The sequence below is a fragment of the Bacillus sp. PS237 genome, from assembly GCF_037963345.1.
Lineage (GTDB): Bacteria > Bacillota > Bacilli > Bacillales > Bacillaceae > Bacillus > Bacillus subtilis.
Genome location: NZ_CP150156.1, coordinates 3,885,258 through 3,900,092, shown reverse-complemented (window position 1 = coordinate 3,900,092; position 14,835 = coordinate 3,885,258). Strand labels below are relative to the sequence as shown.

The 14,835-nt window shown below is 47.9% G+C and carries 17 protein-coding genes; 14 read left to right on the top strand and 3 right to left on the bottom strand.

Annotation, left to right across the window (positions count from 1 at the left end):
• Nucleotides 1–69 precede the first annotated feature (69 nt).
• Nucleotides 70–900 carry an NAD(P)H-hydrate dehydratase gene (locus NST22_RS20245; RefSeq protein WP_003244033.1) on the top strand — a complete coding sequence of 277 codons (831 nt, stop codon included), beginning with the start codon at nt 70–72 and terminating at the stop codon, nt 898–900.
• 14 nt (nt 901–914) lie between these two features.
• Here the strand turns inward: NST22_RS20245 and NST22_RS20240 are convergent, their stop codons facing one another.
• Nucleotides 915–2,288, bottom strand: coding sequence for a cytosine permease (locus NST22_RS20240; RefSeq protein ID WP_003244111.1), 1,374 nt, complete (start codon nt 2,286–2,288; stop codon nt 915–917).
• A gap of 211 nt (nt 2,289–2,499) precedes the next feature.
• Between NST22_RS20240 and sigY the strand changes: the two genes are divergently transcribed.
• From sigY to NST22_RS20210, 6 genes are read left to right on the top strand one after another with little or no spacing between them, the layout of a single operon-like run.
• The gene (gene sigY, locus NST22_RS20235) at nt 2,500–3,036 is read left to right on the top strand and encodes an RNA polymerase sigma factor SigY (protein ID WP_003243678.1); all 537 of its coding nucleotides are present in this window, start codon (nt 2,500–2,502) and stop codon (nt 3,034–3,036) included.
• Nucleotides 3,029–3,349, top strand: coding sequence for a YxlC family protein (locus tag NST22_RS20230; protein ID WP_003227289.1), 321 nt, complete (start codon nt 3,029–3,031; stop codon nt 3,347–3,349). Before sigY ends, NST22_RS20230 begins: the two co-directional genes overlap by 8 nt.
• Nucleotides 3,346–3,552 (top strand): sigma Y negative regulator YxlD, encoded by a 207-nt coding sequence (yxlD, locus tag NST22_RS20225; protein ID WP_003242917.1) that lies wholly within the window; start codon nt 3,346–3,348, stop codon nt 3,550–3,552. Before NST22_RS20230 ends, yxlD begins: the two co-directional genes overlap by 4 nt.
• Nucleotides 3,549–3,737 (top strand): sigma Y negative regulator YxlE, encoded by a 189-nt coding sequence (gene yxlE / locus NST22_RS20220; protein WP_003227293.1) that lies wholly within the window; start codon nt 3,549–3,551, stop codon nt 3,735–3,737. The genes yxlD and yxlE overlap by 4 nt, the downstream gene beginning before the upstream one ends.
• 6 nt (nt 3,738–3,743) lie before the next feature.
• Nucleotides 3,744–4,631, top strand: coding sequence for an ABC transporter ATP-binding protein (locus NST22_RS20215; protein WP_003244494.1), 888 nt, complete (start codon nt 3,744–3,746; stop codon nt 4,629–4,631).
• Entirely contained in the window at nt 4,628–5,404 is a 777-nt protein-coding gene (locus NST22_RS20210) for an ABC transporter permease subunit (protein WP_003243335.1), read from the top strand. Before NST22_RS20215 ends, NST22_RS20210 begins: the two co-directional genes overlap by 4 nt.
• Here NST22_RS20210 and NST22_RS20205 read toward each other — a convergent pair.
• Entirely contained in the window at nt 5,401–6,603 is a 1,203-nt protein-coding gene (locus NST22_RS20205; RefSeq protein WP_015250907.1) for an MFS transporter, read from the bottom strand. The genes NST22_RS20210 and NST22_RS20205 overlap by 4 nt on opposite strands.
• 104 nt (nt 6,604–6,707) lie before the next feature.
• Complete coding sequence (gene katX, locus NST22_RS20200) at nt 6,708–8,351, bottom strand: catalase KatX (RefSeq protein ID WP_003243042.1); 1,644 nt, start codon at nt 8,349–8,351, stop codon at nt 6,708–6,710.
• Nucleotides 8,352–8,479: 128 nt separating this feature from the next.
• On the opposite strand from katX, the gene NST22_RS20195 reads away from it, so the two are divergent.
• The 7 genes from NST22_RS20195 (at nt 8,480) to licH (ending at nt 14,832) form a co-directional block, all read left to right on the top strand.
• Nucleotides 8,480–9,070, top strand: coding sequence for a DNA-3-methyladenine glycosylase (locus tag NST22_RS20195; RefSeq protein WP_003227303.1), 591 nt, complete (start codon nt 8,480–8,482; stop codon nt 9,068–9,070).
• A 28-nt stretch (nt 9,071–9,098) separates the two neighbouring features.
• On the top strand, nt 9,099–9,257 hold the full coding sequence (locus NST22_RS20190; RefSeq protein ID WP_009968374.1) for a hypothetical protein: 159 nt from the start codon (nt 9,099–9,101) through the stop codon (nt 9,255–9,257).
• Nucleotides 9,258–9,419: 162 nt separating this feature from the next.
• On the top strand, nt 9,420–11,345 hold the full coding sequence (gene licR, locus NST22_RS20185; protein ID WP_003243034.1) for a transcriptional regulator LicR: 1,926 nt from the start codon (nt 9,420–9,422) through the stop codon (nt 11,343–11,345).
• Nucleotides 11,346–11,473: 128 nt separating this feature from the next.
• Nucleotides 11,474–11,782 carry a PTS lichenan transporter subunit IIB gene (gene licB, locus NST22_RS20180; RefSeq protein ID WP_003218755.1) on the top strand — a complete coding sequence of 103 codons (309 nt, stop codon included), beginning with the start codon at nt 11,474–11,476 and terminating at the stop codon, nt 11,780–11,782.
• Nucleotides 11,783–11,797: 15 nt separating this feature from the next.
• The gene (licC, locus tag NST22_RS20175; protein WP_003243273.1) at nt 11,798–13,156 is read left to right on the top strand and encodes a PTS lichenan transporter subunit IIC; all 1,359 of its coding nucleotides are present in this window, start codon (nt 11,798–11,800) and stop codon (nt 13,154–13,156) included.
• Nucleotides 13,157–13,174: 18 nt separating this feature from the next.
• Nucleotides 13,175–13,507, top strand: coding sequence for a PTS lichenan transporter subunit IIA (gene licA / locus NST22_RS20170; protein ID WP_003227313.1), 333 nt, complete (start codon nt 13,175–13,177; stop codon nt 13,505–13,507).
• Nucleotides 13,504–14,832 carry a 6-phospho-beta-glucosidase LicH gene (gene licH / locus NST22_RS20165; RefSeq protein ID WP_003244285.1) on the top strand — a complete coding sequence of 443 codons (1,329 nt, stop codon included), beginning with the start codon at nt 13,504–13,506 and terminating at the stop codon, nt 14,830–14,832. The genes licA and licH overlap by 4 nt, the downstream gene beginning before the upstream one ends.
• The last annotated feature ends 3 nt before the right edge of the window (nt 14,833–14,835 follow it).

Sequence of the window (14,835 nt, the reverse complement as noted above, 5' to 3'; positions counted from 1 at the left end):
GCTGTCTTTTTTGTTTGAAAAAGAAAAGGGACAGGAAAAATAGGAAAAGAAAGCAGAGGAGGGATAGAGATGAATGTTCCATTTTGGACGGAAGAGCATGTAAGGGCCACGCTTCCTGAAAGAGATGCGGAGAGCCATAAAGGCACGTACGGTACGGCTTTGCTGCTGGCTGGAAGTGACGACATGCCGGGAGCAGCGCTGCTTGCAGGGCTTGGGGCCATGCGGAGCGGTCTCGGCAAGCTTGTCATCGGTACATCAGAAAACGTAATCCCGCTAATTGTTCCTGTTTTGCCCGAGGCGACCTATTGGCGTGACGGCTGGAAAAAGGCGGCGGATGCTCAGCTTGAAGAGACGTACCGGGCCATTGCCATCGGACCGGGCCTTCCGCAAACGGAAAGCGTACAGCAGGCAGTCGATCATGTGCTTACGGCTGATTGTCCTGTTATTTTGGATGCCGGAGCGCTGGCGAAGCGCACATATCCGAAACGGGAGGGCCCCGTCATCCTCACGCCGCACCCGGGCGAGTTTTTCCGAATGACAGGGGTGCCCGTGAACGAATTGCAGAAAAAAAGAGCGGAATATGCAAAGGAATGGGCGGCTCAGCTGCAGACTGTCATTGTGTTAAAAGGAAACCAAACCGTCATCGCGTTTCCTGATGGAGACTGCTGGCTCAATCCAACCGGAAACGGGGCGCTCGCCAAGGGCGGAACCGGTGACACGCTGACGGGCATGATATTGGGGATGCTCTGCTGCCATGAAGATCCAAAGCACGCCGTATTAAACGCGGTCTATTTGCATGGTGCGTGCGCCGAGCTCTGGACGGACGAGCACTCCGCTCATACGTTGCTCGCTCATGAGCTATCTGACATCCTGCCCCGCGTGTGGAAACGATTTGAATGATAAAAAAGCTGTCTTCAGAGAGAAGACAGCTTTTCTTGATACCCCGCCCGTTTTTTCAGACGCGGTTTCATTAATACATAGTAAAGCACAGAAGGCACGGCCAAGCCGATAATCCATGCGATGTCTCCGCCGCCAAACATTTTGGCAAGCGGTCCGATGTAAAAGCTTGTGTTGATAAACGGAATTTCCAGCAAGATAGACAGAACGAACGCAATTGTGGTGATCCAATTGACCTTTCCATAAGGCCCGTTTACGTCGAACATGGCTTTGACTTGATACTTTCCGTGGCGGACGAAGTAGTAATCGACTAAATTGATTGCCGTCCACGGAATTAAGAAATAACTGATGAAAAAGATAAAATTCAAAAACAGTTCCATAAAATTGCTCTGTCCCAGTAGGCTTAAGACTGTGCCGACAAGCGTGACACCCAGGATCATGATGATTCTGACTTTGGGCGTGACTTTTAATTTCAGAAACGGCTCCAGCGTTGTTGTCGTGGACATGAAAGCCCCATACAGGTTAAAAACATTGATTGCCATTTGCCCAAATAGCACAATGATCAGCATAATAAACGAGAAGGGACCGAACAATTGGACAATCTGGCTGCCTGAGTTTGCCGTAAAGTCAGGAAGTGAGGTTGTCAGCAATGCGCCGAGCAGCATCATCCAGATGGAGCTGACAGATGTACCTGCATAGCTGTACCAAAATGTTTTTGAAGCCGGTGTTTTAACTGGCAGATATCTTGAATAATCGGCAACATACGGCGCGTAGGCAAGCTGCCACGTCGCAACTGCGCTGACTGCCACTAGGAAAATTGGCAGATCAATCGCTCCGGGTATCCAGCTGCCTGCCGGAATCGGCAATTGAAAAATGAGAATCGTTGCAGCAAAAAATACAGCAAAAGAGGTCCAAGAAAGGATTTTTTGCATTTTGTGAATCAAATCATGGCCGAAAATGGTGAGTAAAAAACATACGGCACTTAAGCCTATAATGCTCCATGATCCCGGGATGGGAACAAAGCTGCTTAAGGTTCCGGCCGCCAGAATCGTGCTGCTTGCGAAGAAACCAAGGTAGATAAACATGACTAAGAAGAGGGGAAGAATCGCTCCGATTACGCCGAATTGGGCACGGCTTTGAATCATTTGCGGGATGCCTAGCTGAGGGCCTTGCGCGGAATGAGAAGCCATAAATATGGCACCGATTAAGGTTCCGCAAATAATAGCGGCAACACTCCAAAACAGATTAAGTCCCATTGCAACGGGAATCGTGCCGGTCACTAACGTGGTGATATGCATATTAGCCCCGAACCATACGGGAAATAAATCTTTCGCTTTACCATGTCTTTCTTCATTCGGAATATATTCAATCGTTCGCCTTTCTACTTTCAATGCATCGTCCTCCATATTGGATGTTTTTTTGAAATCGACATAAAGTCATAGCTTAACAGACTATAAGGGGGTTTACAAATAAGGATATGCAGCCAAACGGCCGGGAAGCCTGATCTGTCAATGGCTGAAAAGAATTGTAAAAAAGATGAACGCTTTTGAATCCGGTGTCGTCTCATAAGGCAGAAAAACAAAAAAGGGGGGATCACGGTCATTGGATACACAAGAAGAACAGCGGCTGATCCAGCAGGCGAAAGAGGGAAACGACGAGGCGTTTACAGCCCTTTTCCACTATCACTATTCTTTCTTATATAAATACTTGTTAAAGCTTTCCCTTCACCCCGATCTCAGCGAGGAACTTGTTCAGGAAACCTTTCTGAAAGGGTACATCCATTTAAGAAGCTTTCAGGGCCGTTCAAAATTCTCCACATGGCTGATCTCCATTGCATCGCGGCTCTATCTCGATCACCAGAAAAAGAGAAAGAGAGAATGGAAACGGAATCAGACAGTTACGGAGGAAACAATCCGCAAGATCAAGTGGGACGTGTCGGCGAAAGGGGCAGAGTGGAGCGAAACGCTCGATCTGTTTTCAAAGCTGGACCCTAAACTGCGCACACCGGTTTTATTAAGGCATTACTACGGCTATACCTACGCTGAAATCGGGGTGATGCTTCAAATCAAAGAAGGCACTGTAAAGTCCAGAGTTCATAAAGGGCTCCAGCAAATCAGAAAGGAGTGGGATGATGAATAAAGAAAAGCTTTCTGATCATTTAAAGTCAGAATGGAAAAAAATTGATCAAACAGCCAATCCCTCTATACCGAATCAAAAAGAACTGCTTCACCAGCTGTCACAAATGAAAGCTGAATACAGAAAAAAACTTCTTCAAGAGATCATTTTATTTGTATTCTGCGCGCTGATGGTTGTGAGTGCTGCAATCTTAGCTTTCACTCAAGCTCCTGCTGTGTTTATTGTGCTTCAGGTTTGTGTGCTTGCGGTGCTGCCGATTTTGATTGCGGCTGAGAAAAAAAGGCATCTCGGCGAATGCGAGGTGAAACGCGGATGACACAAACAGAAATTATCATAACGGTTGCGGCTTGTCTCATCGTATTGGCGCAGGGAATCTTTTTATTTATTGATGCGAAAAAACGTAATCACATGGCATGGGTTTGGGGGATTGTCGGATTGATTCAAGCACCGATGCCTCTGATTTGTTATTACTTTTTTGTCATTAGGCCGGATCGGAAGAAAAGGGGGATCAAGCAATGAATATTTCTTGGGAAATGATTTTGCCGCTGATTGTATTACAGCTGGCTTTGGCGGTGTTTGCCCTTATCAGCTGTATAAAAGAAGAGCGGACGAACGGGCCAAAGTGGATGTGGGCTGCAATCATCGTATGTATCAATATTATCGGGCCGATTTTATTTTTCACCGTCGGCAGAAAGCAAAGGTAAGCCGATATGCTGTCTATTGAATCATTATGCAAATCGTACAGGCACCATGAAGCTGTAAAGAATGTCAGTTTTCACGTGAATGAAAATGAGTGTGTCGCACTATTAGGACCTAATGGAGCCGGCAAAACCACGACTCTGCAAATGCTGGCCGGACTGCTTTCGCCAACCTCTGGAACCATAAAGCTGTTAGGAGAGAAAAAGCTGGATCGGCGTTTGATTGGGTACCTCCCGCAGTATCCTGCTTTTTATTCGTGGATGACCGCAAATGAATTTTTGACATTTGCGGGGAGACTGTCCGGCCTTTCGAAGAGAAAATGCCAAGAGAAAATCGGCGAGATGCTGGAATTTGTCGGTTTGCACGAAGCGGCGCACAAAAGGATCGGGGGCTATTCAGGAGGCATGAAACAAAGACTCGGTCTGGCACAGGCACTGCTCCATAAACCGAAGTTTTTGATATTGGATGAACCGGTGTCTGCGCTTGATCCGACAGGACGGTTCGAGGTGCTGGACATGATGCGGGAGCTGAAAAAGCATATGGCCGTTCTGTTTTCTACACATGTTTTGCACGATGCAGAACAGGTGTGTGATCAAGTGGTGATTATGAAAAACGGTGAGATTTCATGGAAAGGCGAGTTACAGGAGCTGAAACAACAGCAGCAAACGAACGTTTTTACCCTTTCAGTGAAAGAGAAGCTGGAAGGTTGGCTTGAAGAGAAGCCTTACGTCTCAGCTATTGTCTATAAGAATCCGTCCCAAGCGGTTTTCGAGCTGCCTGATATACACGCTGGCCGGTCATTATTAAGTGACTGTATCCGAAAGGGATTGACCGTCACCCGCTTTGAACAGAAAACGGAGTCTCTAGAAGACGTCTATCTAAAGGTGGTGCACGCATGAAGGTGATGATGGCGCTATTGCAGAAGGAGTGGCTGGAAGGATGGAAAAGCGGCAAGCTGATTTGGCTGCCGATTGCGATGATGATCGTCGGGCTGACACAGCCGCTGACCATTTATTATATGCCGGAAATCATCGCACATGGAGGGAACCTTCCTGACGGCATGAAAATCAGTTTTACGATGCCCTCCGGGTCTGAAGTGATGGTCAGCACGCTTTCTCAATTCAACACGCTTGGCATGGCTCTGGTCATCTTTAGCGTGATGGGCAGTGTAGCCAATGAAAGAAATCAAGGGGTAACAGCGCTGATTATGTCGCGGCCTGTGACGGCAGCCCATTATATCGTGAGTAAATGGCTCATCCAAAGCGTGATCGGCATTATGTCGTTTGCAGCTGGATACGGGCTTGCTTACTATTACGTCCGGCTGCTGTTTGAGGACGCATCATTCAGCCGCTTTGCCGCAAGCCTTGGCCTTTACGCGCTTTGGGTGATATTTATTGTGACCGCCGGCCTTGCCGGAAGTACGATATTCCGGTCTGTCGGAGCAGCTGCGGCTTGCGGGATCGGGCTCACAGCAGCCGTTTCCTTTGCTGTTTCATTATTTCCAGATGGTGCGAAGTGGCTTCCGGCTGAGATTTGCAAGCAGGCGGAGCATATCCTTCTTCATGGAGAGCGGGCAGATTTTTTCGGATGGTCACTCACTTTCTCCATTCTGTGCATCATGCTTCTGGCCGTGTTTTCTGTGTGGCGCTTCCGGCGGTATGAAAGCTATTAATTGATCATGTTACGTTTTTGCGCGAGCATCACAAAAAAGGCGGCAAATGCCAGAGACCCGGCTCCATAAAAAACTCCCGCAAGCCCGACAAGCTGTGCGATTTTTCCGGCAAGAAGGGGCCCGAGGAAGATGCCTAGCGCATAAAATGATTGATAAAACCCCATCACTGACATTTTTAAACGGGCAGAACTGATTTCGACGACATGGCTTAGCAGCAGAGGAAAAACGAAGCCGAGCGCCAGTCCGATACAGGCGTGTGTGATGCAAACCGTGAACAATGCAGCTGAAAAAGGAACGTATAGCAAACAGACCCCGGTGACAGCGAAACTAATGAGCATCACGAAGTAAGCGATACGGCTTGTAAAGCGCAGAAACACAAAGCTTAATGTGGCGGCTGCGTGTGGGAGGAAAAAGGCGCTCATCACCCAAAGAAGCTCCGCGTCGCCCATTCCGAGCTGATTCATGTAAAGCGGCGTAAAACCAAACACTGTGATAAATAATACGGCATGGGCCGTCATAGACAGGATGGTGAAAAGCTTCAGCTTTGGCAGCCGCAATGTATCTTTGATGTACTGATTGACACGAATGGTGCCACGGTTTGCGGGAGGAGCAGACGGATCCTGAATAAAGCAGCAGATCACCAGACCTGCGGCAGAAGCTGCCAGCGCCATCCAAAAAGGAACCTGCCTCCCTAAATGGGCTGCGGCGAGCCCGCAGAACACAATGCTGGCAAACTGAGGCATGACGGTAAAAAACTGCATGATGCCCATTGCTTTTGATGCATTGCCATTGTTGAAATAATGTGCGTATAAAATGGTCGCCATCACCCACGTAGAAGCAGTGATTCCCGCGAAAAGCCGGGCGGCCAGCACGAAGAAGAAAGAATCAAACATCAGAAAAAGCAGGCTGCTGAGGACGGAAAAGCCGAACCCGGCAATTAACAATTGCTTGCGCAAGGAAAACAGGATGTCTGACAAAAGGCCGAGCGGGAATCGCAGAAGGATTTGCGTGACCCCGTAGCTGCCGAGAATGATGCCGATTGCGCCATATGAAAAGTGCAGATCCTCCAAATACAGACTGAATACAGGAACGTAAATATAGCCTGAAAACCAGAAACAAAATACCATGCATAAAAAAACGGCGTGATCTAAAGCGCCGATTGTTTTTTTCTGAGGAATCAAGTCCTGCTGTAATTCCATCGTATCTCTCCACCCCTTTCCTTCCAAGTACAACACAATTATTGAAAGCGTTTCAATAGAAAAATAAAAAAACAGGGCTTCTAAAAAAGCCCTGTTCGCTGTTGTTAATACGGATCAGACGGATGACTCTCCTGTTCAGCCTGCTTTGCAGCCTGTTCCGTTTCAGTTGTGCCGATCGGCCCGTTGCTGTTGTTTTCGGAGACCTTTTTTAGCCCTTCTGCTACGCGTTTTCCGTAGTCAGGATCAGCTTTTGTGAAATTCTCAATCATTTGATCCTGAATTTCTTTTCGGCACGTAGAAAGCGTATTCACCAAATTCGTAATCAATTCGTTCCGCTCAAATTCAGTAAATCTCCGGTACGTTTCTCCAGCCTGTCCGAAGTTGTTTGTTCTGTCAATCGCTTCACGCTTTACATCACCTTCGACATGCGGCGTATGGTCTTTTCCGTCTTGCTTCGCTTCCTTCAGCCCGCCCATAATGGATGGCTCGTAGTTGACGTGCGGGTTTTGTCCTTCTGCTCTATCGACCCGATATTGCATTTGCCCGCCTTCCTGGTTGGTGGCGACATGCTTTTTCGGCGAGTTGATCGGAAGCTGCAGGTAATTTGCGCCTACACGGTAGCGCTGCGTATCAGAGTAGGCAAACGTACGCCCCTGGAGCAATTTGTCGTCTGAAAAATCAAGCCCGTCGACAAGCACTCCCGTTCCAAATGAAGCTTGCTCCACTTCCGCATGGTAGTTTTCCGGATTTTTGTTCAGAACCAATTTGCCGATCGGTTTCCATGGGAAATCGTCTTTATACCACAGTTTTGTTGGATCAAGAGGATCAAAGTCCAGTTCAGGATGCTCATCATCGCTCATGATTTGAGCATATACTTCCCACTCTGGATAATCGCCATTTTCAATCGCGTCATATAGATCCTGTGTGGCATGGTTAAAGTTTTTCCCTTGAATCTCTTCTGCTTCCTTCTGTGTCAGGTTGCGGATGCCCTGCTTCGGTTCAAAATGGTATTTCACGAGAACGGCCTTGCCCTCCTCATTCACCCATTTATAGGCATGTACGCCTGAACCCTGCATTTGCCGGTAGTTGGCCGGAATGCCCCAAGGCGAAAACAAGAAGGTGATCATGTGTGTCGCTTCAGGAGATTGAGAAATGAAATCGAAGATACGTTCACCATCCTGGATGTTTGTCACTGGATCAGGCTGAAATGCGTGTACAAGATCCGGAAATTTCAGCGGGTCGCGGATAAAAAAGATTTTCAGGTTGTTTCCGACCAAATCCCAGTTTCCGTCTTCTGTATATAGCTTTACAGCAAAACCGCGCGGGTCTCTCAATGTTTCAGGCGAGTGTTTTCCATGATTCACAGTTGAAAAACGGACAAATGCCGGTGTTTTCTTGCCTTTTTCCTGAAAGAGCTTGGCCCTTGTGTATGTTGAAATCGGTTCGTCTCCGAAGCTTCCGTACGCTTCAAAATATCCATGTGCACCTGCTCCCCTGGCATGAACAACCCGCTCTGGGATGCGTTCCCGGTCGAAGTGGCTGATCTTTTCGAGAAAATCATAGTTCTCAAGTGTTGTAGGCCCTCTATTCCCGACGGTTCTCACATTCTGGTTGTCAGTAACAGGATGCCCCTGCCTATTCGTTAAGGTATCCTCTGACTCGTTTTTCCCGGATGTCTTATGAGAAAACGCTTCCTCGCTCCCTTGGGCATTTGATTGGTGCTGCTTGTTTTGATGATCATCTTTCAATGGTTGGCCCTCCTTTTTTGAACGGTAACAATATTCCCTGAATGGAAAGATTTTAAAACAGCCGTTTTTTTTGATCTGCTTCGGGAATGGTACAATGTACAAAAATCGGTAAAAGGAGAGGTCGATTCGTGACGAGAGAAAAAAATCCGCTGCCCATCACGTTTTATCAAAAAACCGCTCTTGAGCTTGCCCCATCGCTTCTGGGCTGCCTTCTTGTAAAAGAAACAGACGAAGGCACAGCGTCAGGCTATATTGTGGAAACAGAGGCCTATATGGGGGCTGGAGACAGAGCGGCCCACAGCTTTAACAACCGCCGGACGAAGCGGACTGAGATCATGTTTGCAGAAGCTGGGCGGGTATATACATACGTGATGCACACCCATACATTGCTGAATGTCGTTGCGGCGGAAGAGGATGTCCCGCAAGCAGTATTAATCAGGGCGATTGAGCCGCATGAAGGCCAGCTGTTAATGGAGGAGAGAAGGCCGGGCAGGAGTCCGAGGGAATGGACAAACGGACCAGGAAAGCTGACGAAAGCGCTTGGCGTCACGATGAATGACTACGGACGCTGGATCACGGAACAGCCGCTTTACATCGAAAGCGGGTACACACCGGAAGCAATTTCAACCGGCCCGCGCATCGGCATTGACAACAGCGGGGAGGCACGCGATTATCCATGGCGTTTCTGGGTGACGGGAAACAGGTACGTGTCGCGTTAGCATGTTTAAGGAAGAGGCAATCAGGGGAATGGTTGAGAAAAAAGAAGGGAGAATCGGAGCTTTGAAAAAGATGATCAAAACCGTTATCAAATGGGCGCCGGTCATTTACCCGATTGTTCGAAAAATCATGAAGGACCGCAAGGCGTCTAAACAAAAGAATATGTCCGCATCTAGAACAGCCGGCTGATCCCGGCTGTTTTTTTATAGGTCAGTTTTCCCTCTAGTCCTCCGGATGTTCATTGACTTGCCATTCTCTACATTATAGAATTTATATACATTTCGCATCCCTTCATCATCCTTTCTGCCTATTCACTGAATCCCTGCATCTACTAGTTAGGAGGTTTTTCTCATGCTTCATGGGCGACTACGTGATATTCTGCGCTTGCTGATGGCGGCTGAAGCCCCGGTGACAAGTTCGTTTTTTGCCGCGCAATTAAACGTAACGACGCGGACAGTCCGCAATGATATAAAGGAACTTCAAGGTGTGCTAAGCGGCCACGGTGCCTTTGTACAATCTGTAAGAGGCTCCGGCTACAAGCTCCGCATTGATGACGAGCAAGTATTCAGAACACTGCTGCAAGATGAATTTCAGCAAAAAAAGGGCCTGCCGGTATTGCCGGAGGAGAGAATGGCCTATCTTATGAAACGTCTGCTGCTGGCGGACCATTATCTCAAGCTCGATGAACTTGCTGAAGAACTATTTATCTCAAAATCTACACTCCAAACGGATTTAAAGGAAGTAAAGAAACGTCTGCTGCCTTACCGCATCGTCATGGAAACACGTCCGAATTACGGCTTCAAGCTGCGCGGGGACGAGGTGCAGATGAGGTACTGCATGGCGGAGTACATTGTTGATGAAAGAGAAACGGAGATAGATGTTTTAAATGAAAAGGCTGATATTTTGCCAAAAGAAGAAATTGAGATCATCCGTTCCGCCATCTTGAAAAAAATGAAAAACGACCGCATCCCTCTGTCCAACATGGGACTGAATAACCTCATTATCCATATCGCTATCGCCTGTAAACGGATCAGAACGGAAAACTATGTTTCTCTTTTCCCGAAAGATATGGATCATATCCTGCATCAAAAGGAGTACCAGGCTGCAGAAGCCATCGTAAAAGAGCTGGAATCAAAGCTTTCCGTTACGTTTCCGAAAGACGAGACGGCCTACATCACCATGCATCTCCTTGGCACAAAACGAATGACACAATCACAATGCGGAGAGGACACATTTTCAATAGAAGAGGAAACCGATCAGCTGACACTTGCCATGATCAAAGCTGTTGATCGTGAACTGAAGCTTGGCATCCTGCATGACAAAGAGCTGAAAATCGGCTTGGCACTGCATATGAAGCCGGCGATCAGCCGCAACCGATACGGCATGAATCTTCGAAATCCGATGCTGGCAGCGATCAAGGAACATTATCCACTCGCTTTTGAAGCCGGGATCATTGCCGGAATCGTGATAAAGGAACAAACGGGTATTGAGATTCATGAAAACGAAATTGGATATTTGGCTCTCCACTTTGGCGCCGCGATTGAACGAAAAAAAACAGAAAGCCCGCCGAAACGCTGTATCATTGTATGCGCATCGGGAGCCGGAAGCGCCCAGCTTCTGCGCGAAAAACTGCGTTCCCATTTCGGCAAGCGGCTCGATATTCTTGGAACGGCTGAGTATTATAGTCTTGATCAAATGTCCTACGAATCAATTGATTTTGTCATCAGCACCATTCCGATTAAAAAAGAGCTCCCTGTACCAGTACTGAAGGTTAACACCATCTTAGGCGGAACTGACTTTACAAAAATAGAATCTATTCTGAGTGATGAAAAGGAAAAAGCCAATCGCTACCTAAAAAAAGAACTCGTTTTTTTTCAGGAGGATCTGCGCTCAAAAGAAGAAGTGATTCAATTTTTAGGGCAGAAAGTGGTCGAATGCGGCTTTGCCGATGAAGAAATCATAGATTCCATTTTTGAAAGAGAAGACATGTCGCCAACGTGTTTTGGCAATCTTGTTGCCATCCCGCACCCGCTTGTTCCGCAGACGAAAACAACGTTTTGGGCCGTTTGTACGCTCAAAAAACCGATCGATTGGGAGAGTCAGCGAGTTCAATTTGTCTGTCTGCTTTGTGTCGAAAAGGAGAACAAAGCGGATTTACAAAGCATGTATAAACTGCTTGGCAGCATTTTGGATGACCCGGCGGCGATGAACCAGCTGATCAAATGCCGTTCATATCAAGAGCTTTCGGATGTGTTTGACCAAAAAATGCTGAGCTGACAGCCTGTATATACCTTTTTTCCGTTGCCTGCGGAAAAACCCTGAGTGTTTATGAAAGCGATTTCATAATATGATGATAGCAACAGCAGGACATTACAAAATTGATCAAACTCTAGGGGGTCTTTTACATGAATATATTACTCGTTTGTGCAGCAGGCATGTCTACTAGCTTACTGGTGAGCAAGATGGAAAAAAGTGCGCAGGAACAGGGAAAAGACTATACCATTTGGGCAGTTTCAGGCGATTCTGTACAAAATCATATCGATAAAGCGGATGTATTGCTTCTCGGTCCGCAAGTCCGTTACATGCTTCCGCAGCTCAAAAAATTAGGAGAGTCAAAGGGGGTTCCGGTAGACGTCATTAATACCGTCCATTATGGAACGTGCAATGGGGCGGAAGTGCTGAAATCAGCTGAACAGCTTGGACATGTGTCATAGAGAGGGGCGGGCTATGTGAATAAAGTCAATCAGATCTTAGAAGAAAAGGTCATGCCTATAGCGGGAAGAATTGCGGGACAGCGTCATTTGCAGGCGCTGCGTGATGGTATCATCCTCACGATGCCCCTGATTATCATCGGTTCCTTTTTCCTCATCATTGGCAACCTCCCGATCCCGGGATACGCTGAGTTTATGGCAAAAACGTTTGGCAGCTCCTGGTCTGAAAAACTGGCCTACCCAGTCGACGCGACCTTTGAAATTATGGGTCTTGTCGCCGCGTTCGGCATTGCCTACCGGCTCGCCGAGAAATACGGTGTTGATGCCTTGTCGGCCGGAGCCATTTCCCTTGCGGCATTTTTATTAGCAACACCTTATCAAGTGCCGTTTATGCCGGATGGCGCGACGAAAGAAATCATGGTTGGCGGCGGGATTCCGCTTTCGCTCATGGGAAGCAAAGGCTTATTTGTCGCCATGATTATCGCAATGGTGTCCACAGAGATTTACCGCCTTATTATCCAGCGCAATTTAGTCTTCAAAATGCCGGACGGTGTCCCGCCGGCGGTAAGCAAGTCATTTGTCGCGTTAATCCCCGGCTTTGCCGTCATCTTCCTAATTTGGGCAGCCCGGCTGATTGTTGAAGCGACACCGTTTGAAAGCCTTCATAATATTGTAAGCGTTTTATTGGGGACTCCGCTTTCCATTCTGGGAGGAAGCCTTGGAGGAAGCCTTGTCGCCGAAGCCGTCAAAATGCTTTTATGGGCCTGCGGCCTTCACGGTGCAAACATTGTTGGCGGCGTCATGGCACCGATTTGGTACGGCGCAATGGATGCCAACCGGATCGCATTCCAAGCCGGTGAGGAGCTTCCTAAGATTTTCACCCAGCAATTTTTCGATATCTGGGTCAATATTGGCGGAAGCGGCGCCACATTGGCACTGGTTGTCACGATGTTCCTGCGCGCCCGAAGCAAACAAATGAAGCAGCTCGGGAAGCTTGCGGTCGGCCCGGCCATCTTCAATATTAACGAACCGATTATATTCGGAATGCCGATCGTCATGAACCCAATGCTCTTACTTCCGTTTATCATCACGCCGCTTGTCACAGTGACACTCACGTACATCGGAATGAGCACCGGCCTTGTCGCCAAACCGGCGGGTATCGCAGTGCCGTGGACCATGCCGCCGATCTTTTCAGGCTACTTGGCGACAGGAGGAAAAGTCTCAGGCGCGGTCATGCAAGCCATTAATATTGCCGTGTCCTTTGTTGTCTACTATCCATTCTTCAGAATGTGGGATAAGCAGAAGCTGAAAGAAGAAAACGATCTGGAGCTGGTCCAAACGCCTGCAGCAACAGATGACAAAGAAGCGGCTCTGTAGAGAAAGGAAGTGAATCGCGTGAATGAGGAAATGGAACAAATCATTTTTCAAATCATCCTTCACGGAGGAAACGGTAGGAGCTCCGCAATGGAGGCCATTGCCGCTGCGAAAAGCGGTGACGCAGAAGAAGCGCGGAAAAAGCTTCAAGACGCTGCTGAAGAATTGTCAAAAGCCCATCATTATCAGACAGAGCTGATCCAAAATGAAGCGGGCGGAGAAAAGACGGAAATGACGCTTCTGATGGTTCATGCACAGGATCATTTAATGAATGCAATGACAGTGAAGGATATGGCTGCAGAGATCATTGAGTTATATGAAAAAATCACCGAGCAAAGGGGAGCAAGCATATGACAAAAGGATTGAAGATTGTAACGATTGGCGGAGGTTCAAGCTATACGCCCGAGCTAGTGGAGGGGTTCATTAAACGGTATGATGAGCTGCCTGTCCGTGAATTATGGCTTGTCGATATCCCCGAGGGCGAAGAAAAGCTGAATATTGTCGGCACACTCGCCAAACGGATGGTTGAAAAAGCTGGCGTCCCGATTGACATTCATCTTACGCTCGACCGGAGAAAGGCGCTGAAAGACGCAGACTTTGTCACGACCCAATTCCGCGTCGGACTTTTGCAGGCAAGAGCAAAGGATGAGCGCATTCCGCTAAAATACGGAGTGATAGGCCAGGAAACAAACGGCCCGGGAGGTCTGTTTAAAGGATTGCGCACAATTCCGGTCATCCTTGAGATCGCAAAGGACATAGAAGAGCTTTGCCCGAACGCTTGGCTTGTTAACTTCACAAACCCTGCCGGCATGGTAACAGAAGCCTTGCTTCGCTACTCCAACCTGAAGAAAGTCGTCGGTCTTTGCAATGTTCCAATCGGCATCAAAATGGGCGTAGCCAAAGCGCTTGATGTAGATGTGGACCGCGTAGAAGTCCAATTTGCCGGACTGAACCATATGGTATTCGGGCTGGATGTTTTCTTGGACGGCGTAAGTGTGAAGGAGCAAGTCATCGAGGCGATGGGCGACCCGAAAAACGCGATGACGATGAAAAATATCTCAGGCGCCGAATGGGAACCGGATTTCTTAAAAGCGCTCAATGTCATCCCTTGCGGCTATCACCGTTACTATTTTAAAACAAAAGAGATGCTGGAGCACGAACTGGAAGCATCACAAACGGAGGGCACCCGCGCTGAAGTCGTACAGAAGGTCGAAAAAGAGCTGTTCGAGCTTTATAAAGATCCAAACCTTGCGATCAAACCGCCGCAGCTGGAAAAACGGGGCGGAGCTTACTACAGTGATGCAGCATGTAACTTAATCAGCTCCATTTATAATGATAAACATGACATTCAGCCGGTGAACACGATCAATAATGGTGCAATAGCGAGTATTCCAGACGATTCCGCAGTTGAAGTGAACTGTGTGATGACGAAAACCGGCCCTAAGCCAATTGCTGTCGGCGACTTGCCGGTGTCTGTCCGCGGCCTTGTCCAGCAAATCAAATCCTTTGAACGTGTCGCGGCAGAAGCGGCAGTTACAGGTGACTATCAAACTGCGCTCCTTGCCATGACGATTAACCCGCTTGTCCCGTCCGATACTGTGGCCAAACAGATTTTAGACGAAATGCTAGAGGCGCACAAAGCGTATCTGCCGCAGTTTTTCAACAAAATTGAAGCGTAAAAA